Raw genomic sequence first — 25,285 nt, 5'->3', positions numbered from 1 at the left:
AGATTATACACCTAGTGAGGGCTTTATGTTCGTTTTCATTATTCTGTGGGTGAGGGCGAAGCCATCATGGATGTCTTTCCCGCTCCCTTTTTTGTGACAGAAAAGGCGCCGACCTCAGTCGACACCTAAAGGAGATTAGGAAAATTCAAGAAAACCACTGTAAGCATTCTTGAATCCTGGGGTAAAAGGGTGTTCCCATTACTAGGAACACCCTTATTGTAAACCTTTACATATAAATTATAATCAGTCCAAAGGCTGAATTTATAAAAATGTATATTAACCAGTAATAAAAGAGCAGAATAACCTGCCCTTCCATCTTCTATAATGACCGCTTAAAAGCCTCGAAAGTCTGCTCCATCAGCATGGTAATGGTCATCGGACCGACACCACCTGGAACAGGGGTGATGTGACTAGCAAGTTCGGCAACTTCATCATACTTGACATCGCCAATCAGCTTGCCATTTTCATCACGGTTCATCCCCACATCAATGACAACTGCACCTGGTTTGACAAATTCCTTGGTGACAAAATGTCCACGGCCGATAGCTACCACCAAAATATCCGCCTGACGAGCCAAGTCTGGCAAGTTTTTGGTCCGAGAATGGGCAATGGTCACAGTCGCATTGGCATCCAAGAGGAGCTGGGCCATGGGCTTACCAACAATATTTGAACGGCCAATGACTAGAGCTGATTTACCTTCCAAGTCAATCTGGTATTCCTTAAACATCTCCATAATTCCAGCAGGAGTTGAAGGAATCATGACTGCATGACCAGACCAGAGTTTCCCCATATTGGTCGGATGGAACCCATCCACATCCTTGTCAGGATCAATAGCCAAGAGCACCTTTTCTTCATCAATATGAACAGGTAGAGGCAGTTGGACCAGGATACCGTGCCAATTCTCATCTTGATTGTACTTGTCAATCAGGTCCAATAATTCATTCTCTGAGATAGACTCTGGAAGGCGAACAACGTCACTCTTAAAACCAGCAGCCAAAGCCGAACGTTCCTTGTTTCGTACATAGACCTGGCTGGCAGGATCTTCACCAACCAAAATGACCACAAGACCTGGAACCAAGCCTGTCTTTTCTTTCATTTCTGCAACCTTGTCTGCCAGGGCCGTCTGCAATTTCGCCGCCAGGGCTTTACCATCAATAATTGTCATGCCAACTCCTTATTGTTTTCTTTCATTATACAAAAAACAGGGACAATTTCCCAACCTGCTCTGCTATTTTTCAAAAAAATAAGAAAAACCCCGAACAATGCCGGAGTTACTGGTCTATAGTACCTTAGATAAAAAGTCCTTGGTTCGCTCTTCCTTGGTCTGGTCAAAGACTGCTTCAGGACTGCCCATCTCAACGATATAGCCCCCATCCATGAAGATAACTCGGTCTGCGACCTCCTTGGCAAAGCCCATTTCATGGGTCACGATAACCATGGTCATCCCAGCTTTGGCTAAATCCTTCATAACCGCCAATACCTCTCCAACCATTTCAGGGTCAAGGGCAGATGTCGGCTCATCAAAGAGGAGCACATCTGGGTCCATAGCCAGACCACGCGCAATGGCAATCCGCTGTTGCTGACCACCTGAGAGACTTTGTGGATAGGCCTGGGCCTTGTCTGGCAAACCAACCTTTTCTAACAATTCCAAGGCTTTTTTCTCAGCCTCTGCCTTGGCAATCCCCTTGGTCTTAATGGGCGAAAGGGTGATATTTTCCAGAACAGTCATATTGGGAAATAGATTAAACTGCTGGAAGACCATGCCCATCTTCTCTCGCATCTTGAAAATATCGTTGGACTTATCCGTAATATCCACGCCCTCAAAGGTCACCGTCCCCTTGGTTGGTACCTCAAGTAGGTTCATGGTCCGCAAGAAAGTCGATTTCCCAGATCCTGACGGTCCGATAATAACCACTACCTCTCCCTGCTCCACATCCAAGTCAATTCCTTTCAGAACTTCATTTTCCCCGAAATACTTGTGTAAATCTCTAATTGAAATAATTGTTTCCGCCATCTTAATGGCCTCCCTTGTTCATTTTCTTCTCAAAATGCTGGATGACAAGCGTCAGCAAGCTGGTCAAAATCAAGTAATAAAATGCTGCAAAAATCAGTGGCTCCAAAGGAATATAAGTCGTAGACGAAACCGTCGTTGCCCCATTCCAAAGCTCCATAACCCCAATCGTAGACAGGAGTGAGCTATCTTTGACAATGGTCACAAATTCATTTCCCAAGGCTGGAAGGATATTCTTAATGGCCTGTGGCATGATGACATAACGCATGGCCTGTTTTGGTCTAATCCCTAGAGAATAGGCCGCCTCCAGCTGCCCTTTAGGAACCGCGTTGATACCTGCCCGGACCACCTCTGACACATAGGCACCTGAGTTCATAGATAGGATAATAATACCTGGCAAAAGACGGGTCAAGTCAACAGACAAAATCCCCAACTGGAAGGTCGGTGCTGCAATGTGGGTCATGGTAAAACCAATCATAATCTGCACCACCATTGGCGTACCACGGAAAATCCATACATAGATATTGGCAAACCAGGCCAAAATTTTATACTTGCTCCGCTGGGCAAAGGCTAACAAGACACCGATGATGCTCCCGAAAAGGACGACAAAACTGGCAATGATGAGAGTTACCAAGGCCCCATAATTAAAATAAGCAATATAATCATTCAAAAAAGAAAAATTCATTTCATCCACTACTCCATTTTTTCATATACTCACTACTATACCACGTCTTGAATAAATATGCAACATCCCTGTCTAAAATATTCATCATTTAAACTAAAAAGCACCCGAAGGTGCATTCTACTACTTATTAGTACAACAATTCGTAGATTTCCATTGCAATCAAGTCGATGCTGTCAAACGTATAGGTTTCACGAGCAGCAACATCACGCAAGGTATATACTGAACCATTTTCTTCATCGTAGCTGTAGGCAACTTCAGCAACGACAACACCTTCACGCTCAAAATTACGCTTGAGGGTACCACCATCACCCGCCATCGCTTCCAGACGATTGATGATTCTCACTAAGTGTGATTCCATAATCTTTCTCCTCTTCTTAGTATAGGTATATTTTACCACAAAGTAACTGAAAAGTCTCTTTTTTACACGTTTTTGTTGCATACACCCGCACATTTTTCTGCAAATAGACTAGCAAATAGCAATTTCTTGATTTTTTCCTAAAACTTGTTATAATTAAATTACATTTGACCTTTATTGACCATTTGAACAAAGGTCACATTTTTTCAAAGAAAGAGGTAGAATTATGCTCTGCAAAAACTGTAACATCAATGACGCAACCATCCATCTCTACACCAACCTCAACGGCAAACAACAGCAGGTCGACCTCTGCCACAACTGCTACCAAATCATGAAGACTGACCCCAACAACGCCATTCTCCGTGGCCTAGGCGACTTCAACCCTAACAACATGGATCCCTTCAGTGAATTTTTCAATCATTTGGGAGGATACCCTGACAACACACCAGCTGGACGTGACCGCAACCAGACACCTCCGACCCAGTCTGGAGGAGGGAACCGAGGCGGCGGCCGCTCCAATCAGCCTGGCGGAGGTATCCCGCAAGCACCGCAACAGCCAAACGGCCTCTTGGAAGAATTTGGTATTAACGTGACCGAGATTGCTCGCCGTGGAGATATTGACCCGGTTATCGGACGCGACCAAGAAATCACTCGCGTAATTGAGATTCTCAACCGCCGGACCAAGAACAACCCCGTCCTCATCGGTGAGCCCGGTGTTGGTAAAACGGCCGTTGTCGAAGGTCTGGCCCAGAAAATCGTAGACGGAGATGTCCCACATAAACTCCAAAAGAAGGAAGTTATCCGCCTAGACGTTGTTAGCTTAGTGCAAGGAACAGGTATCCGTGGACAATTTGAAGAACGCATGCAAAAACTAATGGAGGAAATTCGCAACCGTAAGGAAGTCATCCTCTTTATCGACGAAATCCATGAAATTGTCGGAGCAGGTTCTGCTGGCGACGGCAACATGGATGCCGGCAACATTCTCAAACCAGCTCTTGCCCGTGGCGAAATGCAACTGGTCGGAGCAACCACCCTCAATGAATATCGTATTATCGAGAAGGACGCCGCCTTGGAACGCCGCATGCAACCTGTCAAGGTTGAGGAGCCAAGCGTCGAAGAGACCATTACCATTCTCAAGGGCATCCAGGCTAAGTACCAGGACTACCACCACGTTAAGTATTCAGATCAGGCTATTGAAGCTGCAGCTGTCCTTTCCAACCGCTACATCCAGGACCGATTCCTGCCTGACAAGGCCATTGACCTCTTGGATGAGGCGGGTTCCAAGATGAACCTGACTCTCAATTTCATTGATCCGAAAGAGATTGACCAACGCCTGATCGATGCTGAAAATCGCAAAGCCCAGGCTACTCGTGATGAAGACTACGAAAAAGCTGCTTACTTCCGCGACCAGATTGCTAAATACAAGGAAATGCAGCAGGCGACTATCAGTGAAGAGGACATTCCACTCATTACTGAGAAGGAAATTGAGGCCATTATCGAGCAGAAAACCAATATTCCTGTCGGCGATTTGAAGGAGAAAGAACAATCTCAACTCATCAACCTAGCTAGCGACCTCAAGGCTCATGTGATTGGCCAAGACGATGCCGTGGATAAGATTGCCAAGGCCATTCGTCGCAATCGCGTCGGATTGGGTGCGCCCAACCGTCCAATCGGTTCCTTCCTTTTCGTTGGTCCAACCGGTGTCGGTAAGACCGAGCTTTCTAAACAGCTGGCCATCGAGCTCTTCGGCTCAGCTGATAGTATGATTCGCTTTGATATGTCTGAGTACATGGAAAAACACGCCGTTGCCAAATTGGTCGGTGCCCCTCCAGGCTATGTCGGCTATGAAGAGGCCGGGCAATTGACTGAGAAAGTGCGCCGCAATCCCTACTCGCTCATTCTCCTGGACGAGGTAGAAAAGGCCCATCCAGATGTCATGCACATGTTCTTGCAGGTCCTGGATGACGGTCGCTTGACAGACGGGCAAGGTCGGACTGTTTCCTTCAAAGATACTATCATTATCATGACCTCCAATGCCGGTACTGGCAAGGTTGAGGCCTCTGTCGGTTTCGGTGCTGCTATGGAAGGGCGGGCTCAATCAGTCCTCGGTCAGCTTGGTAACTTCTTCAGCCCAGAATTTATGAACCGTTTCGACGGTATCATCGAATTCCAGCCGCTTAGTAAGGATAATCTGCTTGAAATTGTCAGCCTCATGCTGGAAGATGTCAACAAGCGCTTGTCTGCCAACGGCATCAGCCTCCATGTGACAGACAAGGTCAAGGAAAAATTGGTCGACCTGGGCTATGATCCAAAAATGGGTGCCCGTCCGCTCCGCCGAACCATTCAAGACCAGATTGAAGATGCTATTACGGACTTCTATCTGGAACATCCAACGGAGAAAAATCTCCGCGCTGTCATGTCCAGCAAGGGAGACATTCAGATTAAGGCGCAAACCGTCGCCAAAGTCAAAGAAGTCTAAAGGGATACTCAGTCTAGTTTCGTCTATAAAAAGAAAACAGAGCCTGTCTAACAGGTTCTGTTTTTGAAAGAGAAAAAACTAAATCATCGCGAACATCGAGATAATCGCAAGCGCGCCTATGTGCAACCAATCATCCTTGCCCGCCCTATAACTGATGAAGAAATCAATCAACAGGAGTGATGTTGGAACGCAATTTGACAAACTGGGCAACGCCATCCTCGATAGTCATAGTTAGATGTTCCGTATGCACCAAATAATCTAGGTGGGCCATGGTCTCACCGCTAGCAAACCATTTCTGAGCCTTTGGAAAGGCCTCCCAACTATCAGCCTTAATGCGCCAACTAATCCGTGCCGATACATCCCTGACAGTGACCTTTTCACCCTCCGAAATGCTATCTAAAATTTCCTGTAAACGTTCAAAATGATGGGTTTCTAAAACTCCAATCCGCTCCAAATGATTTTCAATAGGCTTACGATGGCCAGGCAAGATTAAACGCAGCGGTGTTCGTCTTAATTTATCCAGGGTTGCTAGATAGGTTCCTAGGATATTGGGATAATCCCATCCCCAAAAGGTAATATTAGGAGTAATCGGATCCAGAACCGTATCTCCGCCAATTAAGAGCTGTTTCTGACGGTCCAATAAACCGATGTGCCCTGGTGTATGGCCTTGGAGATTTATAATTTCAAATTTAAAGCCTCCAACCTTGAAATACTTGCCAATCTCAAGGATATCAAAAGGGACCTGACTAGGTAGATGAAACTTGAAACCAGGGTTGTCCTCCACAGCCATCTCATCCCTGGAGATACCATATAGCTGACGATAATCATTCATCCTGTCCCAATAAGGACCCGTTGCCATCTCATTCATCAAAATCCCATCCACACGACCAGCATAAATTTTAGCGCCAGCCTGATAAAACCTTGTCGCTAGCCCTGTGTGATCTGCATGGAGATGGGTCAAAACCAGGTCAACATCCTTCATTTCCAATCCTAATTCAGCCAATCCTGCTAACATAGCTTCAAAAGATTCTGGATGATTGTAGCCCGTGTCAATCAAGACCGACCTTTCCGGACTTTTTATCACGTAAACATGGATTTCTCTCAATGGACTATTGGGCAATACAATGGGAAAAGTATAAATATTTGGATAGATTTCCTTCATGAGCCCCTCCTTTTGTAATCGTTTTCCATAATCTAAGTATAGCACATTATAGAGCCTTGAAATTATTACACTTGATAACATCTTCCATAAGGAAAAATAATGAAAAAATGGTATAATGTTAACAATTCAAGCTCTTAAACATTAAGCGAGGAAAATATGGAACAGATTGCAGTATTTGGAGAAAAACAAGTAGGAGTCGACTATCAATTACGCCAGGGAGTCTATGCTGTTATTCCAAATGAAGAAAATGATAAGATTATCCTGGTTCAAGCACCAAATGGCGCCTGGTTTTTACCGGGTGGAGAAATTGAAAAAGGCGAAAACCACCTCATTGCCCTGGAAAGAGAATTGATGGAAGAACTGGGATTTACAGCTGAAATTGGGCATTATTATGGACAGGCGGATGAATATTTTTATTCCAGCCACCGAGATACCCACTTCCACAACCCTGCCTACATCTACCAGGTTAAGAGCTATCATCAAATCGGACAACCACTAGAAGATTTTAATCATCTTGCCTGGTTTCCCATCCAAGAAGCCCTTGAAAAATTAAAACGAGGTAGCCATAAATGGGGCGTGCAACAATGGATTTTAGATCAAAAAACACTATAAAAGACTAGTCAAATCTTGCTGATAGTGCTATAATGAAGCCATAGAGTTAGAGGAGGTTTTGCATGAAAATTATAAATACAACCAATAGCCATAGCCAGTTGGTTCAAAATCAACTGGCCAATACGGATGCATTTTTGGTAGAGACTTATTCTGCGGGAAATACTGATGTTATCTTCACTCAGGCTCCCCGCCACTACGAACTCCTCATCAGCAATAAATACCGCTCTGTCCAACAGTCAGAAATTGAAAAAATCCGTGATTTTTTCCTTCATCGCAAGATTGATGAACGGAAGATAAACAAAGCAGCCATTCGCACAATCCACACAGATAAATTGATTGAGATGTCCTTCCCAATCGTCAGCGAAATCTAAGGAACCAGAACGGTTTCTTTTTTTAGACGAAAAAGCCTATCTTTCGATAGACTTTGTCATATCATTATGCTTCAAATCCAGTTGCTACTGCTTCAGCAAAGTTTTCTTCTACAACACTTGCACAGTGGTCGCAGATGGTTGCGCCATAGCTACGCTCAACAACGCTAGTATCAATGCGACGGCAACGGTCACATACTTCACCTGCTGCACGTTCTACTTCAAAGGCAACTTCATCCACCACAAGCGCACTTGCAGGAACTGATTCCGTGGTTACTGTCAAGTTTGAAACGATGAGCAACTGAGCAAGGTCTGCATTCAAGCTCTCCAAGAAGGACTTGGTTTCAGCTGAGACATAGGCAGTCAGATGTGCTTCTAGCGATTTACCAATCACTTTGGCATTGCGTGCTTCTTCCAATGCTTTTTGAGCTTTTGTACGGAAGACCATAAAGTTTTCCCAGTCAGCCAAAAGCTGCGCTTCATTGGCAAAGGTTTCCACCTCTGGCATTTCCGCCAATTGTACAAAGTCTTCTGCTTCGTGTTCCAAGTATGACCAGATTTCTTCTGCCGTGTGTGGCAAGATTGGGGTCAAGAGCTTGGTAATTTTCACCAAGATGTCATAGAATACTGTCTGCATCTGACGACGAGAAAGGGATTTGGCACCGTCAATGTAGACGACATCCTTGGCAAAATCGAGGTAGAAGGCTGACAAATCAAGGGTTACAAAGTTTACGACAGACTTGTAAATTGCCATGAAATCATAATTGTCGTAGGCTTCACGGATTTGAGCTACCAACTTGTTAAATTTCACCAAGAGATACTGGTCAACAGAACGAAGCTCTTCGTAGGCCACCGCATCACTTGCAGGATTGAAATCAGAAGTGTTGGCAATCAAGAAGCGAAGGGTGTTACGAATTTTACGGTAGGTTTCAGAAACCTGTCCAAGGATGTCCATAGACACACGCACATCGTTTGAAGTATCAACGGATGTCACCCATAGACGCAAGATTTCTGCACCAAACTGTTTCTCAACATCACTTGGAAGGATGGTATTGCCTAGAGATTTAGACATCTTCATGCCTTTACCATCCAATACAAAGCCCTGTGACAAGATAGCTTTGTATGGGGCATGACCATTTACGGCTACAGAGGTAATCAAGGATGAGTTAAACCAACCACGGTATTGGTCAGAACCTTCTAGGTAGAGGTCTGCTGGGTAGGCAAGGTTTTCACGGGCGTTCATGACACCATTCCAAGATGAACCAGAGTCAAACCATACGTCCATGATATCTGTTTCTTTGGTAAATTCGCCATTTGGTGAACCTGGATGAGTAAATCCAGCTGGAAGAAGATCTTTAGCTTCTGATTTCCACCAGATGATTGACCCATGTTCTTCAAAGAGAGATGCTACATGGTCTGTTACTTCCTTTGTCATAATGGCTGTGCCATCTTCTGCGTAGAAGATTGGGAGTGGCACACCCCAAGCACGTTGACGAGAGATAACCCAGTCCCCACGGTCACGGATCATGTTGTAAAGACGTGTTTTACCCCAAGATGGATTGAAAGTTGTTGCTTCGATTTGATCCAAGATTTCCTGACGGAATTTAGAAACAGAGGCAAACCACTGTGGCACTGCACGCCAGATGATTGGCTTCTTGGTTCTCCAGTCAAATGGGTAGGAGTGATTGATCACTTCACTAGCAAGAAGCAAGTCACCCAATTTTTCTTTGACAGTTGGCACAACCTTGTCATAGAATTGCCCTTCAAAATCAGGACCCGCAGATTCATTCATCAAGCCACGTTCGTTGACAGTTACAGCAACTTCCAAGCCATATTTGACACCGACATTGTAGTCGTCTTCACCAAATCCTGGAGCCGTATGGACGATTCCAGTACCTGAGTCTGTGGTAACATGGTCACCCAAGATGACCAATTCATCCACTTCTCTATCCCATGGGTGTTCGGTCACGATATATTCAAATTCAGCACCCTTGTGTTTTGAAATCACTTCGAAGGATTCCCAACCAAATTTAACTGCCAAGCTATCAACCAAGGCTTCTGCCAAGACATACTTACGCTCAGAACCAGCTGGTTGAACCAAGACATAGTCAATGTCTGCTCCCATTGTCAAACCGCGAGATGCCGTTACTGTAAATGGAGTCGTTGTCCAGACAACGATGTAGCTATCTGTATCCAAGAGTCCCTTGCCATCTTTGACCTTGTTAGCATAGTAAAGAGATGTTGAGTCAATGTCATGGTATTCGATTTCAGCTTCTGCAAGGGCAGATTCAGATGACCATGACCAGTAAACTGGCTTAGCCCCTCGGTAAATATAACCCTTGTCTGCCATAGCACCGAAAACACGGATTTGAGCTGCTTCATAGTCTTTAGTCAAGGTGATGTATGGATTTTCCCAGTCTGCAGAAACACCCAAGCGTTTAAAGTCATCCCGTTGTTTGTCAACCTGGCTAAGAGCGTAGTCACGGCACATTTCAAGATATTCAACCAGGTCCATTTCCTTGCGTTTGACCCCTTGTTTCGCCAAGACTTGCTCAATCGGAAGACCATGTGTATCCCAACCTGGTACATAAGGTGCTCGGAAGCCTGACATTGACTTAGAGCGAACGATAATATCTTTAGAAATCTTGTTCAGGGCATGCCCAACGTGGATATTTCCGTTAGCGTATGGAGGTCCATCATGAAGATGAAAGGCTGGCTTGCCTGCGTTGAGTTCTTGACGACGGGCATACAAGTTTGCCTCGTCCCAAGCTTTTTGCCATTCAGGTTCACGTGTTGGTAAGCCTGCACGCATTGGAAAGGCTGTTTGACCTAGGTTGAGTGTTTCTTTTAATTTCATCATTTCTCCTTTTTTATAGGGTAATTACCATTTTTATTTCATGTCCAGTCATTCCAGCTGACTGGAAACCGAGTTTTTCTAAGATGTACCGCATTTTATGATTGCCGATGACATAGCTAGTGACTAGCTGGTGGCAAGAAAATGTTTGCCTAGCTAGGACCATTACCTGTCGAATAACCTCCTGGCCGTAGCCCTTGTTTTGATAGGATTTATCAATCAGCAAGCGCCAGAGCAAGACCGTTTGCCTGTCCTTATCTACCGAAAGGAGGACAAAACCGACAATCCTTTTGCCAAGACGAACAGCCAGGGGATAGAGCCTCTCTTCCTCTCGATAAAGCCAGGCTTGAGCAAGCGAATACTCCACCGGAGCCACTTTACGCTTGTCTTCCTCTGCCAGACTTAAATCTAGCACGGCATCAAAATTTTCTTTCGTTACTTCTTCTAATCGTATCATAAGCATCAAAAAAACTCCCGCCAATAAGGACGAAAGTTCGTGGTACCACCTTAGTTTAGACAGAGTTTCCCCTATCCCTCTACGTTCGTAACGTGAACAGACGTTTTCCCCTACTTGAGTTCAAGGAAAAATACGCAAAATGATAACTCCTATTGAGTGAGTACAAGTCTTCCACCGTCACCTGCTCGCTAAACCTATCAATATTCGTTGTGTTTTTGCTTCATCAGTATGTAATTAGTCTGCTGATTGTTCCAATTCTGCTTCAATAGCAGCTGCCTGGCGATTGAGTTCAGCAATTTCTTCAGCTGTAAGCTGGCGAGTATAATCAAGGTTTAACTCTTCCAACTCCACATCTTCATCAATCGCTTTAACCAGGACCTCACGGAAAGCTTCGTCACTTGTCTGCAAATAAGACGCCGTTGGTTGGAGAATTTCTTCCCACTCAGCGTTATTTACAAGGGCAAGCTGGCTTTCCAAAGTAGAGCGAAGACGTTGATGGAAAACACGTGTCTTGTTCTTCAACTCCTCAGTCTCTACTGCAACCTTCTTAGCATTGTCTGTCGCCAAACGAAGTATTTCATTTGCCTTCTCTTTGGCTTCGTTGAGAAGATTGTGCGCATCATATTCAGCCTGTTGCTTAATATTAAAGGCGCGCTCTTCCGCTGCTGCTTTTACACGATCAGCTGTATCCTGGGCAATCAAGACAGATTGGCTCAACGATTCCTTCATCTGATCGAAGTAAGTGAGGCGTTCGCGCAAGGCTTTCAATTCTGCTTCGTGCTCTTGCTTCAGACGAACCAATTCCTCATAATCTCTGGTGACAATGTCCAAAAACTCATCAACTTCATCAGCATTATAGCCTCTGAATTTTGTCCCAAAGGTCTTATCTTTTAATTCAAGTGTTGTTAAGGCCATATTTCCCCCTATACTTTTGTCACTTCTATTTCTATTTTAAATTTCCCCTGCTTGGATGTTCCGAGCAGGTCTACCAATCGGAATCTTCCGAAGCCACGCACACTAACCAATTGACCTATTTCAAGAGTTTTTGAGACCTGACTAATTTCAGCATAGTCAACCTTGACCTTGTTTGACTCAATTAGCTTCACAACTGCTGAACGAGATAGTTGAAAAGCAGCAGCTACTAATTTATCCAATCGCAAACTGGAGGCCAGAATGACCCTCTTGTCAACCTGGATATGGTGCTCCAAGCACACTGATTCAGCTGTCCGCATCTTCCATTTTACAGGAACCTTGGCAATCCTTTCAACATCCATTAAGAGAATGGTGCTAAATTTTTCATCAATAAACAGGAGAATTTCCTGATCATTGATAAAAATATCTCCCAGAAATTTCCGCTGAATACCCAAACGATTTAAGAGTGTTCCTAAAATCTGCGAATGACTAAGCTGATGAAACTTTCTGTTAAAATCAACTTCTAAAATCGAAATTTCATAGTCAGCAAACTCTGGCAATTGATCGCTTGTTGAAATAATGAGCCTGCTATATTCCGTCGGAAGATGATGCCCACTCGAATGAGCAAAGAGATTAAACTTCCCGGCAATTGCTTCAATAATCATGACCTGTCTTGGATTAAGAAAATCTGTCAACCTGTCGATGGAAGTCCTATCTACAAATTGACACATTTCATAAATCCGCTCAACAAAATCTTGCTCCGACTTTTGATAGTGTTGCAGGATGACTTGCCTATCCTTCATAAAATTACCAATCCTATTAGAATTCTCGATAAGATTTGAAGAGACAGATAGGCCACCAAGATAGTGAAATCGAATCCACCAAATTGTAGGTTCAATCTTCTGAACGGTATCAAAATGGGCTCAACAAGCCATCTAATTGGTTGACCAATCCTAGATTGGACAAGAGCTGGAAACCAAGTCATGAGTGCATAAATCAATAAAATGCTTGCATAGACATCAATAGCCTTTAGCAGGATTTGTACTAGTAACCACATGATGTCTTACCGCTTCATATCGAAATCGAACTGCCCGTCCAAATGTTGGCCAGAGTTCACATTTCTCAACTCATCAATATTTACCCGAACATTAACCGGGGTCAATAGCCACATAGAATTGGAAACCTTTTTAAGATTTCCGGCCAAGACTGACCGAGCCCCATCCAGATAATCCAAACATCTCCTAGCTTGCTGCTCTGTCATAAATTGGAAATCAATTAAAATACTTGCATTTTCTAACAATAGATTCACAATCTCAGGTGCATCTTCGTATCGCTTAGGAAACTTAATGTCGATGGTTGTCTTCTTCTCTCTCTCAGGACCATTGATTGCGAGCAATTCTTGCTGCCGTTCATTCAACCGTTGAATATTGGCAACGGATTCCGAAGAATGACTCCCAGTTCCTCTTCTTTTTTCCAATGGTAAAGCCTGCTCTCTTGTAACTTCTTTCTTAGCAACTTGCAATTTGGGCTGTTCATTGGGCATTTGATGGCCGGTTGAATCTTCTAATTCAGCACTATCATCCACTTCAAAGTAGGTGAAAAAATTTTTAAATGTATCTCTGAATGCCACTTTTACTCTCCCTTACTAAAAAATGCTGTCCCAATGCGAACAAAAGTCGAGCCCGCCTCAATTGCTTCCTTGAAATCTCCACTCATTCCCATACTTAATTCCGTAAAAGGCATATTAGGGAGATTCAAATTTGCTAATCTTTCTCTGATTGCGTTTGTTTGATGAAAAATTTGACTGAGCTGTTCTTTATCAGCATTGATAGGTGCCATGGTCATGAGACCGACCAATCTTACCTTATCTAACCTAGCCAATTCAACCAATGCCGGTTCAATCCCTTCCTCGTAAAAACCATGTTTTGATTCTTCTTTAGAAACATTGACCTGTAAAAAACAGTTGATTGGTTTCTTTGCCCGTTTTTGAATTTCCTCTGCTAACTTAAGAGAGTCTAAGGCATGGAAGTAATCAACAAAATTGATAACATCCTTGACTTTTCTTCTTTGCAGGGTTCCAATCAGATGCCAGCTTACTGCCTGGTCTTTCAGGGCATGGTACTTATCGAGAAACTTGTCCACCCGATTTTCCCCAATATCTGTCACACCAGCTTCAATCAATTCTCTAGTAATAGAGCTGTCAACATACTTTGTGACAGCTATTACCTTTACCGATTCTAATGGGCGACCAGCTTCCAAACAGGCTTGTTCAACTGCTTGGCCCACCCTTGCAACGTTTTCTTTTATGGTCATACTAGCGATTTCTGAAGAATGGTGGAGTGTCTAACTCATCTTCATCTTCTTCGACTGTAAATTTCTCAACCGAAATACTAGGACGTGCTTCAAGCTCAGAAGATTTCAACAAATTCTCGCGACGTAAATCCCATTCACCAAATGCTGAAGCTTTTGGAACTTCTGCTTGTTGAACAGAAGAAGGAGTTGGTGCCGGTGTTGAGGTGTAGTCAAAGCGAGCCGCAGAACGGGCTGCAGAAACGACCTCAGGACGGTGATGTTTGGTTGTACCTGATGGCGATGTTTTAGCAGAAGGTCCATCCTGACGAACACCTGTCGCAACAACGGTTACGCGGATTTCATCTTTCATCGATTCATCGATTGATGTACCCAACCAAATGTTTACACCTTGACCGGCTGCCTGATGAACGATTTCTGAAGCTTCTTCTGCTTCTGTCAAGGTCATATCGTAACCACCGGTCACATTGACAATGACATCGTCAGCACCATCGATAGTTGTTTCCAATAATGGTGAATAAATCGCCTTGCGAGCCGCCTCAATGACACGGTCCTCACCAGTACCGATACCAATACCCATAAGGGCGTTGCCTTTATTTTCCATCACAGTCTTCACATCCGCAAAGTCCAAGTTGATCAAACCTGGGTTAGTGATGAGGTCTGTGATCCCTTGAACACCTTGACGAAGGACATTGTCTGCTTCACTCAAGGCTTCCAAAAGCGGAGTTTTCTTATCAACAATCTCAAGGAGGTTGTTGTTTGAAATAATCAAGAGAGTATCTACTTGCTCACGCAGACCATCAATACCTTCGATAGCAAAGTTACCACGCTTGTTTCCTTCGAAACCAAATGGGCGAGTTACAACTGCTACAGTAAGGGCACCCAACTCTTTGGCGATACGGGCGATAACTGGTGCAGCACCTGTACCAGAGCCTCCACCCATACCAGCTGTAATAAAGACCATATCTGCACCTGAAAGAACTTCTTTCAGAGTTTCTTCGCTTTCCTCAGCAGCCTTACGACCAACTTCAGGTTGACCTCCAGCACCAAGACCACGAGTTAACTTAGGTCCCAATTGGATGACTGTTTCAGCTTTTGAACTGCTCAAAGCTTGAACATCTGTGTTAGCCGCAATAAATTCTACGCCAGCTACACCTTCTTCAATCATGCGGTTGATAGCATTTCCGCCGCCACCGCCGACACCAATAACTTTAATTACAGCACCAGTATTTGCCGTTTCAAATGAAATTGTCATAGATTATTTACCTTTTCCTTCATTCATTATTCAAACATACTTCCAAAGAGACCACGGATACGATCGGTCAACTTAACTTTTGGTTCCTCGTTTTGACCATATTCTTCTTGTCCGTATGGTTTTACGGTCGTATCATATACCGGTTCATCAGCGATTTCATCTTCAAAATCTCTTACAGGCTGTTGAACTTGAACTCGACTTGTTGGTTGAATATCAACTGGTTTGATACGTAGCTGAGCCTCACCGTTTACAGCATATTGTGCAATTTTTTCCACTTCACTCAGGTGACCGACATACTCAACTAGGCTAATCACATGTGCGAAGGATGGATTACGGATACCAATTTGATTTGGTACGAAGATTTTTGTCGTTACACCAAAAACTTCTTCTGCTAATTCTTCAACACCTGGAAGAATTGCTCCACCACCGACAAGAACGATCCCGCCTGGTAATTCCAATGCTCGTGTTCTTTCCAAATCTTGTTTGATTTTATTGAAAATCTGGCGAAGACGAGCAGCAATCACTTCTGACAAGTACAATTCTGTTACTTCAACAGGCTTGCTTTCTCCAATCACTTCAACAGTGAATGTTTCTTTTTCAGTTGCATCTGCTGGATAAGCGATACCGTAGTTGTATTTAAGATTTTCAGCAATACTTTGAGATGTAGTAAGGACTTTAGAGATATCCTTGGTGATGTAGTCGCCACCTTCTTGGTAGATATTCGTGTATTGGAGCTCTTGGCCACGCATAACTGCAACAGTTGTCTGACCACCACCGAGGTCAATCACCGTAGCACCAAATTCACGTTCACCTTCATTGAGAACGGACCTTGTTAGGGCCAGAGGAGAAATCACAACATGTTCAACTTGGATTCCAGCTCTCTCAACGGTTTTACGTAGATTGTGCAAAATAGTTCTTGGACCTGTGTAGAGCATACCCCGCATCTCTAGACGGATTCCCATCATTCCACGGGGATCTTTGATTCCCTGGAAGCCATCCACCACAAATTCCTCTGGAATAAAAGAAATCACTTCTCTCTCTGGTGTGATGCTCTTGGTCAAGGCTGATTTAACAACATTTTCAACGTCCAAGTCTGTAATTTCTTGGGAATCTGTTGTGACTGGAATCATCCCTTGAGTAGGCTCGATTTGCAAAAGGTTTGCTGGCAAACCGACGTTTACCTTATCGATGCGAATCCCAGATTTTTCTTCAGCCTGTTCTAAGGCCTTTTTAATTGCTGCGGCTGCAACATCAATGTTAACGATAATCCCGTCCTTGACCCCAGCACTCTTAACGTTACTTACTCCAATAACGTTCATTTCATTATCAATATATTCCGCAACCAAGACTTTAACGGAGCTTGTACCAATATCTAATCCCGTGAAAAAGCCGTTTCTAGCCATTCTGTCAGTCCTCTCTTACTTTCATCTCATTTTAAAAAAGCATCCATTTTTTAGATAAATAGAATTATTCATCCTTAATTATACCATATAACATTCTAAAATGGCTATTTTTCATGCTTATTTCTAAAAGATTTTTTCTCATTTCCTTGCTTTATAAAGCATAACTGTAAACTCCAACTTCCATATCTATCATACTCGGCAAAATGAGCTGGCGAGCAATTTTTGGATAGTAGGGAAGCTTGATATCTAGCTCTGAAACTGGCACCAGGACGACGTTGCCATCAGCCATGGTCAAGGTCAACAAATCCTTGGTTGCTTTAGTAGGTGTCAAATCGATAGTCAGGATATTGGCGCGAATATTCTCATCAATTTCAGCTAGCTGTAAAGCCATTTTTTTCAACAATTCCCTGTCAGTTGTGTGAACCATTGTTGCATTCAGAGGCATATTTTCTTCCTCAGTAGGAACCTCTGAAACCTCGCCACTAGATAAGATGGAGTAAAATTGATTATTCTCTGTGATAAAACCAAGCTCTTTATATTCTTCTAATTCTAGCAAAAAGCGATTAGGCAGCTGGAATTGAACAGATACGTCCTTGATTAGATTACTTCTGTTGACGATATTCTTGGTGTAGGATTTTCGGTTGAGAAGGACAGATAGGACATAGTCCTTTTCATGGATATTACTGTACTCTTTTACCAATTCTTCCGAAATATGCTCATTTCCTTTTACCTGAATATCTTTCAATTTACCAAAAGGGCTAATCAGATAGGCAGAAGAGAGAATGATGAGGAGCCCAGCTAAATAAAGCGGAATAGATTTAAGGAGGGCATCCTTAGGAATTCTAGCTTCTGTTTTCTTACTCTTTTCTCCTGCTTTTTTTCGTCCAAATGGAAAGAAAGACCTTTTTGAAACAGGTGTTACTTCAGTCTCTGTCTGGTCTTCTGCCTGCTTGATTTCCTCTTCCTGGATTTGTTGGTGCTCTTTGAACTTTTCCTTCCAGTTCCTGAAAAATTCGCTGGCTTCATCTGGATCCAAGTCTTCCAATGCTATAGGTTCAGCATCGGTCTCTTCATCCTCAGAAGAACTTTCCTCATCGCCTTCTACATGCGAATGTTCATCAGCTCGCTCTATATCACTTTGCTCTTCTGAAAAGGACTCAGATTCTACCTCCTGGTCTTCAGTTTCCTCCATCTCTTGGACCTCTACAAGTTTTTCGTTTTCATCAGAAATCAGTTGTTCATCTTTGTGGCCCATTGGCACCTCCACCCTCAATATCTGACATCAAAATAGCATAGAAACTATCTACCGACTGGATTTCATTGGAGTTTTCCATTTGTGTGACAAATTGGTCTTTATTGGTCAACAAATAACCCACTTCATCAAAAAGTGACTCCAGCGTCAAAAATTCTTCATCCAATTTTCGTGAATAGCCCTTATTGACCGCATAATTGGCATTCTCAATCTGGTCTCCTCGACTGGCCTTTAATCCAAGCGGGACAATCAGATGCAGCTTTTTCATGGCAATCAACTCAAAGAGGGTATTGGAGCCACCACGGGTCACTACCACATCCGCCAAATCCATCAAGGGCTGATAGAGCTCCGTCACATAGTCCACACGATAGAGGTGCTGTTCCAGACTGTTGAGACTGCTATCTCCAGTCAGATTGATAATGTTAAATCGCTCGGTCAAGGCCGATTTATGCTGACTAATCAGGTCATTAAAAACCTTGGCACCACCCGAACCACCAACAAAAAGTAACGTTGGCAGCTCTTTATCAAACTGTTTCAGAATTTCCGGCAGTTGAATAGGGGTGACTTTCTTCTTGGTCTGACCTACCTTGGTCACTGCCCCCACATGTTTAACCTTTGTCAGTGACAGTGGTTGCTCAAAAGTGCTATACATGGTTGTAGCGAATTTATAGGCAATGCGATTGGCCAGTCCCATAGACAAATCTGATTCGTGAATGTAAACTGGCACGCCGAGAGCCTTGGCAGCAATGACAGGCGGAACGGATACAAAACCACCTTTTGAAAAGAGGGCTTGAGGACGGATTTTGCCAATAATCACTAAGGATTGGACAATCCCCCAGGCAACCTTAAAGACGTCCAGCATATTCTGCCAGCTAAAGTAACGGCGCAGTTTACCTGTGGCAATGGAATGGAAGGTCACGTCCAGACCAGACTGGCTAATCTGTTCATGCTCAATCCCTTTTTCATCTCCAATATAGTGAACTTCCCAGCCTTCTTCCAAAAAACGCGGGATTAGGAGGAGGTTGAGAGTCACATGACCGACTGTTCCCCCACCCGTAAATACGATTTTTTTCATTTGTTTTTCAACTCCTCAAAGGTGTCGAGGAAAACATCCCCTCGAACTTCAAAATTGGCATACATATCCCAGCTTGCATTGGCAGGACTAAGGAGAACGACGTCTCCTGCTTGAGCCAATTCAAAGGCCTTGCGAGTGGCATCAGCAATATCTGTCGCTGAAATGGTATCCACTCCCGCTTTGTCTGCAGCCCGCTGGACTCTCTCAGCAGATTGACCGAGAATCACTATCTGTTTCAATCCAACTAAATCTGGCACCAAGTCATCAAATTCATTGCCACGATCCAAACCACCGGCAATCAAAATGACCTTGCTATTGTCAAAACCTGATAGAGCTTTTTGGGTAGCTAATATATTAGTAGATTTACTGTCATTGTAGAAGGAAATATCGTTGATCGTTCCTACAAATTGCAAGCGATGTTTGACACCACCAAAGGCAGCCAAACTTTCCTGGATAGACTGATTCGCCACACCCAGTAACTTGGCAACCGCAATCGTCGCCAGGGCATTTTCAACATTGTGCGAGCCGGGAACACCAATCTGATCAGCATCCATGATATATTCACCCTTGAAATACAGCTTGCCTTCTGCCAAATAAGCCCCATCTACCACCTCTAGCGTAGAAAAAGGCACCACGGTCGCTAAAGTCTGAGCAGCCAAATCCTTGGCTTCCTGCTGATTAAAATTCAGCACAATAAAATCGTCAGCCGTCATCTGACGCTGAATCATCCATTTTGCAGCAACATAGGCATCAAAGGTCCCATGGTAATCAATATGGCTGGCAATCAAGTTGGTAATCACAGCAATGTGTGGTCGGAAGGACTCCGTCCCCATAAGCTGGAAGGAAGACAATTCCATGACCAAGGTGTCCTCTTCTGTCGCTGTTTGAGCCACTGATGAGGCTGGATAACCGATATTCCCACACAGTTTAGCAGATGTATCGCCAGCATTGAGAACTTCCGCAATCATGGTCGTAGTCGTAGTCTTGCCATTTGAACCTGTGATACCCACTATCGGCGCTTCTGAAATCAAATAGGCCAGCTCCACCTCTGTCCAAACTGGAATCCCTTTTTTCAAGGCCTTCTCTACCATAGGATTTTGATAATGAATACCTGGATTTTTCACCATGAGGGCAAATTCTTCATCCAATAATTCTAGGGGGTGGCTGCCACAGATGACACGAATCCCCTCTTCCAGGAGAGATTGAGCTGTGGGATTATCCTCAAACGGCTTGCCGTCATTGACTGTAACAATGGCACCGAGCTGGTGGAGCAAGCGAGCTGCCGACTCGCCTGACTTAGCCAGTCCCAGAACCAGGACCTTTTTATTTTTGACACTATCAATTTGTTTCATCTTACAATTCCTATCTCTCAACTTTCTAACACTTTATTTTACCTTGAAAGCCCGGCTTTTTCAAGCCATAGCAACAAGCTAACGCCTCCTATACTACCTTTTATCCCACAAAAAGCAGACTGTAAAGCGTTTTCTTTGCACCCTACCTATAAAAATGTTAGACTAAAATAGAAATATATTTTTAAGGAGTATCTATATGTCTAATATTTTCGATACACTCTTCCTGCCCTTGGTTTCGGCCTTGCCAGGAGTTGTCCGCATGATCGTTCTCTTGATCATTGCCTTTGTCCTTGCAGGTCTCCTGCGTAAATTAACCCTGGCTGGTTTGAACAAGATTCAATTTGCTCAAAAATTGCAAAAATGGGGTGTCCTCAAGCCGGAAGATAATGGACAGGCCATCATTAAAAACCTCGGTCAACTGGTTTATTTCTTGGTCATTCTCTTCTTCCTGCCTTCTATCCTTTCGGGCTTGAATATCAGCAGTACTGTTGACCCGATTTCGAGCATGTTCCAAAAATTCTTTGCCTTTATTCCTAATTTGATTGCAGCTGGATTGATTCTCTTTGTAGGAACCTTCTTCTGTAACTTCATTAAGGGTCTTCTGAAAGCCTTCTTGGAGCGTCTGGAAATTGACAAATGGTACACCAAGGTTACTGGCCAAGAAAAATTGCCATTTGACACTAAACAACTCATCACTGTCTTAGCAACAGTCGTTTACGTTCTTATCTTCATTCCAATCTTGACCTTGGCCTTGGAAACTCTGGGTATCACCAGCATTTCTCAACCAATCGTCACCATTCTCAACCAGGTCATTGGCTTCCTTCCAAATATCCTGGTAGCCCTTGTCCTAGTCGCTCTTGGTAGCTTCATTGCCAAGCTCTTGGGCAACCTCTTGGAAAATCTTCTTGAAACTGCTGGTATCAATGCCTACTCTAAGTATTTGACAAACAAAGAAGATGCCAACTTCCAACTTTCCTCTATCCTGGCTCAATTGGTTCGTGGCATCATTATTGTATTCTTCTTTGTTCAAGCTATCCAAGTTCTTAACCTGCAAGTCTTTAACGCTGTTGGTACAGCCATTCTTGCCTACCTTCCGTCCCTGATTAGTGCCATTGCCATTCTTGTTTTGGCAGTCATTGGTGGCAACATTCTATCTGGTTTCTTGAGCAAGGTGACCAACAATGCCTTCCTAGCTGGCCTTGTCCGCTATGGCCTCATTGTCTTTGCAGCCTTCATGGCTCTTGACCAATTGAAATTCGCACAGAATATCGTTCAATCGACCTTCACGATTGTTCTGGGAGCCTTGGCTGTTGCCTTTGCCCTGGCCTTCGGTCTCGGTGGTCGTGACTTCGCAGCCAAACAATTGGAAAAATTAGAAAAGAAAATTGATAAAGAATAATATCTTAGCTCGACAGTAAGTCGGGCTTTTAATATAACAAAAAAGCAGGACTCTTTCCAATCCTGCTTCTTCTTATTTTCTCACTGTTTTTCGACTCGGTTTATCTAAATAATAGATGTCTCTCATGGCCCATAGGCCGATGAAGATGACGATAAATCCTACCCAAATATCTGAAGATACCTGCAAGATTTTTAGGAAGGCTAGCATTAAAAAGATGAAGAGGGCTACAACGGCAACAACTGCTACCATGAGGTTGATAGTCCCTCGTACATTATTGGGGGCTAAAAAGATATAAAAGAGCACCAATAATATTGCTAGTATCAGATAAAACATGACCATCCCCTTTGAGATTTCTATTCTTCCGTTGCTAATTTTTTCTTTTTAGCAGCCTTGTCACGCTCTGCCTTGTTCAAGACTTGCTTACGAAGACGGATTGATTCTGGCGTTACTTCCATGTACTCATCGTCGTTCAAGAATTCAAGTGATTCCTCAAGAGTCAAGATACGTGGTGTCTTGATGACTGATGTTTGATCCTTGGTTGCTGAACGAACGTTGGTCATTTGCTTAGCTGTTGTAATATTAACTGTCAAGTCATTTTCACGTGAGTTTTCACCGATGATCATACCTTCGTACACTTCAGTACCTGGGTTGACGAAGATGGTACCACGTTCTTCAATACGCATGATTGAGTAAGTCGTTGCCTTACCTTGATCGATGGAAACCAGGGCACCACGGTGGCGACCACCGATTTCACCTTGGACAACTGGCAAGTATTTGTCAAAAGTATGGTTCATGATGCCGTAACCACGAGTCATAGAAAGGAATTCCGTTGAGTAACCAATCAAACCACGGGCTGGTACAAGGAAGACCAATCGAGTTTGACCATTACCAGTTGAAATCATATCCAACATGTCACCCTTACGCTCTGAAAGAGATTGGATAACAGAACCTTGGTATTCTTCTGGTGTGTCAATTTGCACGCGCTCAAATGGCTCCATCTTCACGCCATCGATTTCCTTGATGATAACCTCTGGACGTGAAACTTGAAGCTCATAGCCTTCACGACGCATGGTTTCAATCAAGATGGACAAGTGCAATTCACCGCGCCCTGAAACAGTCCATTTGTCAGGTGAATCAGTCGCTTCTACACGGAGAGACACGTCTGTCTGCAATTCTGCCAAAAGACGCTCTTCGATTTTACGAGAAGTTACCCACTTACCTTCACGACCTGCAAATGGTGAGTTGTTGACCAAGAAAGTCATTTGAAGAGTTGGCTCATCGATACGAAGAACTGGGAGTGCTTCAACCGCATCCGTTGGCGTTACAGTTTCACCGACGAAGATGTCTTCCATACCTGAAACGGCAATCAAGTCACCTGCCTTAGCTTCTTGGATTTCCTTGCGCTCAAGGCCAAAGAAACCGAAGAGCTTAGTTACGCGGAAGTTCTTCGTTGTACCGTCGAGTTTAGAAAGGGTAACTTGGTCACCAACTTTTACCGTACCACGGAAGACACGGCCGATACCGATACGACCAACGAAGTCGTTATAATCCAAGAGCGAAACCTGGAACTGAAGTGGCTCGTCTGAATTATCAACTGGAGCTGGAATGTGCTCGATGATGGTATCGAATATTGGTGCCATTGTTTCTTCTTGGTCAGCTGGATTGTCTGACAGAGAAGATGTTCCGTTGATAGCAGATGCGTAAACAACTGGGAATTCCAACTGGTCATCATCCGCACCAAGCTCGATGAAGAGCTCAAGCACTTCGTCCACTACTTCTTCTGGACGAGCTGAAGGCTTGTCAATCTTGTTGACAACAACGATTGGTGTCAGGTTTTGTTCAAGGGCTTTTTTCAATACGAAACGAGTCTGTGGCATGGTACCTTCGTAAGCATCTACGACAAGCACAACACCGTCAACCATTTTCATGATTCGCTCAACCTCACCACCAAAGTCCGCGTGTCCTGGTGTGTCCATGATGTTGATACGAGTACCGTTATAAGCTACAGCAGTGTTTTTAGCAAGGATAGTAATCCCACGCTCTTTTTCGATGTCGTTTGAGTCCATGGCACGCTCGTCTAACTGCGTACGCTCATCAAGGGTTTGTGACTGCTTCAAAAGCTCATCAACGAGGGTTGTTTTTCCGTGGTCAACGTGGGCAATAATAGCAACGTTACGGATGTCTTCTCTAAGTTTTGTCATATTATCCTCTAAATCATTTAATGTAACTAAAAAAGTATATCACAGTTTGGCGCAAAAATCACAGATAATCATGTTGTAAATGTTTTCAATGAGTCAATGAAAGCGAAAGAAAAGAGATTGTCACCAATCTCTTACAAAATATTTTCAAATCTATCTCGGACTTCTTGTGGCCAGACGCTGGATTGAACCTCACCGATATGTTTTTTACGAAGGAGAAACATGGCCAGACGCGATTGTCCAATACCACCACCGATAGATAGCGGAAACTGGCCGTCCAAGAGAGCACGGTGCCAATCATAGGCCAAACGAGCCTCATCGCCGGTAATAGCTACTTGGCGTTTGAGAGCATCTTGGTCCACCCGAATGCCCATTGAGGACAATTCAAAGGCAGAACCTAGAGCTTCATTCCAGACCAAAATATCTCCGTTGAGACCCTTGTAAGAACCTTCTGACGGTGTCGTCCAGTCATCGTAGTCAGGTGCGCGACCATCATGTGGCTTGCCATCGGCCAATTCACCACCGATACCGATGAGGAAAACAGCGCCGTATTCTTTGGCAACAACATTTTCACGTTCCTTAGGTGTCAAATCAGGGAAATTCTTGACCAAATCTTCTGTGTGGATAAAGGTGATTTTCTTCGGTAAGACAGATTCGATATCGTAACGCGCCTCGACTGCCAACTCCGTCAGGCGGATGGCCTTGTAAATCTGCTCAACTGTTTCCTTCAGATAAGCCAGATTTCTCCGACCAGCTGGAATAACCTTTTCCCAATCCCACTGGTCTACATAGACCGAGTGGATGGCATCCAAATCTTCTTCATCCGGGCGGAGGGCCTTCATGTGGACAAAGAGTCCCTCGCCTTCATTGAAACCGAAACGAGCCAAGGTATGACGCTTCCATTTTGCAAGGGAATGCACTACCTCGTAGGTCGCATCTGGAATCAATTTGACATTAACGGTAACGGCATTTTCCACGCCAGACAAATTATCCTGCATACCATCCCCGACACGACTCAAAATCGGTCCCTGCACTTCAACGATTTCTAGCTTGTCTTTCAAATACTGGGTAAATGTATTCTTGACGAAAGAAATCTCCTCTTGCTGATGAATGAAATTTTTCTTCATACCTAAACCTCCTAATTTT

At 43.9% G+C, this 25,285-nt stretch carries 24 protein-coding genes; 4 read left to right on the top strand and 20 right to left on the bottom strand.

All coding sequences use genetic code 11. The annotated features are described in order from the left end of the window. Positions 1-319: 319 nt before the first annotated feature. From ACHBIE_RS09040 to ACHBIE_RS09025, 4 genes are all read right to left on the bottom strand, one after another. A complete protein-coding gene (locus ACHBIE_RS09040) occupies positions 320-1,165 on the bottom strand; it encodes a bifunctional methylenetetrahydrofolate dehydrogenase/methenyltetrahydrofolate cyclohydrolase (RefSeq protein WP_125265334.1) in 846 nt (281 codons plus the stop codon). Positions 1,166-1,279: 114 nt separating this feature from the next. Beyond that, the gene (locus tag ACHBIE_RS09035) at positions 1,280-2,014 is read right to left on the bottom strand and encodes an amino acid ABC transporter ATP-binding protein (RefSeq protein ID WP_105110193.1); all 735 of its coding nucleotides are present in this window, start codon (positions 2,012-2,014) and stop codon (positions 1,280-1,282) included. A 1-nt stretch (position 2,015) separates the two neighbouring features. Further along, positions 2,016-2,696 (bottom strand): amino acid ABC transporter permease, encoded by a 681-nt coding sequence (locus ACHBIE_RS09030; RefSeq protein WP_105110194.1) that lies wholly within the window; start codon positions 2,694-2,696, stop codon positions 2,016-2,018. 127 nt (positions 2,697-2,823) lie between these two features. After that, entirely contained in the window at positions 2,824-3,054 is a 231-nt protein-coding gene (locus ACHBIE_RS09025; RefSeq protein ID WP_105123499.1) for a DUF1797 family protein, read from the bottom strand. A 223-nt stretch (positions 3,055-3,277) separates the two neighbouring features. Here ACHBIE_RS09025 and ACHBIE_RS09020 point away from each other — a divergent pair, with 223 nt between their 5' ends. After that, complete coding sequence (locus tag ACHBIE_RS09020) at positions 3,278-5,530, top strand: AAA family ATPase (protein ID WP_394733176.1); 2,253 nt, start codon at positions 3,278-3,280, stop codon at positions 5,528-5,530. Between the two features lie 163 nt (positions 5,531-5,693). Here ACHBIE_RS09020 and ACHBIE_RS09015 read toward each other — a convergent pair whose 3' ends face one another. Next, the gene (locus tag ACHBIE_RS09015; protein ID WP_105110197.1) at positions 5,694-6,692 is read right to left on the bottom strand and encodes an MBL fold metallo-hydrolase; all 999 of its coding nucleotides are present in this window, start codon (positions 6,690-6,692) and stop codon (positions 5,694-5,696) included. A gap of 156 nt (positions 6,693-6,848) precedes the next feature. Here ACHBIE_RS09015 and ACHBIE_RS09010 point away from each other — a divergent pair, with 156 nt between their 5' ends. Then, the gene (locus ACHBIE_RS09010; protein WP_105110198.1) at positions 6,849-7,304 is read left to right on the top strand and encodes an NUDIX hydrolase; all 456 of its coding nucleotides are present in this window, start codon (positions 6,849-6,851) and stop codon (positions 7,302-7,304) included. A 62-nt stretch (positions 7,305-7,366) separates the two neighbouring features. Beyond that, positions 7,367-7,675 carry a DUF1827 family protein gene (locus tag ACHBIE_RS09005; protein ID WP_105110199.1) on the top strand — a complete coding sequence of 103 codons (309 nt, stop codon included), beginning with the start codon at positions 7,367-7,369 and terminating at the stop codon, positions 7,673-7,675. Positions 7,676-7,739: 64 nt separating this feature from the next. Here the strand turns inward: ACHBIE_RS09005 and ileS are convergent, their stop codons facing one another. From ileS to murD, 12 genes are all read right to left on the bottom strand, one after another. Next, positions 7,740-10,529: an isoleucine--tRNA ligase gene (ileS, locus tag ACHBIE_RS09000; RefSeq protein WP_394733175.1), complete on the bottom strand. Its 2,790-nt coding sequence runs from the start codon at positions 10,527-10,529 to the stop codon at positions 7,740-7,742. Positions 10,530-10,542: 13 nt separating this feature from the next. After that, positions 10,543-10,983, bottom strand: a complete 441-nt coding sequence (locus tag ACHBIE_RS08995; protein ID WP_105123562.1) for a GNAT family N-acetyltransferase — start codon at positions 10,981-10,983, stop codon at positions 10,543-10,545. 234 nt (positions 10,984-11,217) lie between these two features. After that, positions 11,218-11,898, bottom strand: a complete 681-nt coding sequence (locus ACHBIE_RS08990) for a DivIVA domain-containing protein (protein WP_105110201.1) — start codon at positions 11,896-11,898, stop codon at positions 11,218-11,220. 8 nt (positions 11,899-11,906) lie between these two features. After that, positions 11,907-12,698 carry an RNA-binding protein gene (locus tag ACHBIE_RS08985; RefSeq protein ID WP_105110202.1) on the bottom strand — a complete coding sequence of 264 codons (792 nt, stop codon included), beginning with the start codon at positions 12,696-12,698 and terminating at the stop codon, positions 11,907-11,909. Then, on the bottom strand, positions 12,695-12,952 hold the full coding sequence (locus ACHBIE_RS08980) for a YggT family protein (RefSeq protein ID WP_394733174.1): 258 nt from the start codon (positions 12,950-12,952) through the stop codon (positions 12,695-12,697). The genes ACHBIE_RS08985 and ACHBIE_RS08980 overlap by 4 nt, the downstream gene beginning before the upstream one ends. Before the next feature lie 6 nt (positions 12,953-12,958). Then, positions 12,959-13,525, bottom strand: coding sequence for a cell division protein SepF (locus ACHBIE_RS08975; protein WP_238140793.1), 567 nt, complete (start codon positions 13,523-13,525; stop codon positions 12,959-12,961). Positions 13,526-13,527: 2 nt separating this feature from the next. Further along, positions 13,528-14,208, bottom strand: coding sequence for a YggS family pyridoxal phosphate-dependent enzyme (locus ACHBIE_RS08970; protein WP_172073771.1), 681 nt, complete (start codon positions 14,206-14,208; stop codon positions 13,528-13,530). 1 nt (position 14,209) lies between these two features. After that, the gene (gene ftsZ, locus ACHBIE_RS08965) at positions 14,210-15,460 is read right to left on the bottom strand and encodes a cell division protein FtsZ (RefSeq protein ID WP_105110205.1); all 1,251 of its coding nucleotides are present in this window, start codon (positions 15,458-15,460) and stop codon (positions 14,210-14,212) included. A gap of 26 nt (positions 15,461-15,486) precedes the next feature. Beyond that, a complete protein-coding gene (gene ftsA, locus ACHBIE_RS08960) occupies positions 15,487-16,863 on the bottom strand; it encodes a cell division protein FtsA (RefSeq protein ID WP_105110206.1) in 1,377 nt (458 codons plus the stop codon). 151 nt (positions 16,864-17,014) lie between these two features. Further along, positions 17,015-18,118, bottom strand: coding sequence for a cell division protein FtsQ/DivIB (locus ACHBIE_RS08955; RefSeq protein ID WP_105110207.1), 1,104 nt, complete (start codon positions 18,116-18,118; stop codon positions 17,015-17,017). Beyond that, entirely contained in the window at positions 18,102-19,190 is a 1,089-nt protein-coding gene (locus ACHBIE_RS08950) for a UDP-N-acetylglucosamine--N-acetylmuramyl-(pentapeptide) pyrophosphoryl-undecaprenol N-acetylglucosamine transferase (protein WP_105110208.1), read from the bottom strand. The genes ACHBIE_RS08955 and ACHBIE_RS08950 overlap by 17 nt, the downstream gene beginning before the upstream one ends. Then, positions 19,187-20,542 carry a UDP-N-acetylmuramoyl-L-alanine--D-glutamate ligase gene (gene murD / locus ACHBIE_RS08945; protein WP_105123493.1) on the bottom strand — a complete coding sequence of 452 codons (1,356 nt, stop codon included), beginning with the start codon at positions 20,540-20,542 and terminating at the stop codon, positions 19,187-19,189. Before murD ends, ACHBIE_RS08950 begins: the two co-directional genes overlap by 4 nt. A gap of 196 nt (positions 20,543-20,738) precedes the next feature. Between murD and ACHBIE_RS08940 the strand changes: the two genes are divergently transcribed. Continuing rightward, the gene (locus ACHBIE_RS08940; RefSeq protein WP_105123492.1) at positions 20,739-21,941 is read left to right on the top strand and encodes a mechanosensitive ion channel; all 1,203 of its coding nucleotides are present in this window, start codon (positions 20,739-20,741) and stop codon (positions 21,939-21,941) included. Between the two features lie 72 nt (positions 21,942-22,013). Here ACHBIE_RS08940 and ACHBIE_RS08935 read toward each other — a convergent pair whose 3' ends face one another. The 3 genes from ACHBIE_RS08935 to asnA all read right to left on the bottom strand — a co-directional run bounded on the left by ACHBIE_RS08935 (position 22,014) and on the right by asnA (position 25,266). After that, a complete protein-coding gene (locus tag ACHBIE_RS08935) occupies positions 22,014-22,274 on the bottom strand; it encodes a DUF3165 family protein (protein WP_105110211.1) in 261 nt (86 codons plus the stop codon). A gap of 20 nt (positions 22,275-22,294) precedes the next feature. Next, on the bottom strand, positions 22,295-24,142 hold the full coding sequence (typA, locus tag ACHBIE_RS08930) for a translational GTPase TypA (RefSeq protein WP_105123491.1): 1,848 nt from the start codon (positions 24,140-24,142) through the stop codon (positions 22,295-22,297). A gap of 131 nt (positions 24,143-24,273) precedes the next feature. Next, positions 24,274-25,266: an aspartate--ammonia ligase gene (asnA, locus tag ACHBIE_RS08925; RefSeq protein ID WP_105123490.1), complete on the bottom strand. Its 993-nt coding sequence runs from the start codon at positions 25,264-25,266 to the stop codon at positions 24,274-24,276. Positions 25,267-25,285: the final 19 nt, after the last annotated feature.

The organism is Streptococcus sp. A23 (assembly GCF_043674155.1).
Lineage (GTDB): Bacteria > Bacillota > Bacilli > Lactobacillales > Streptococcaceae > Streptococcus > Streptococcus suis_V.
Note: the sequence above shows the minus strand (reverse complement) of the source record. Positions and strands in the feature narration are given on the sequence as shown.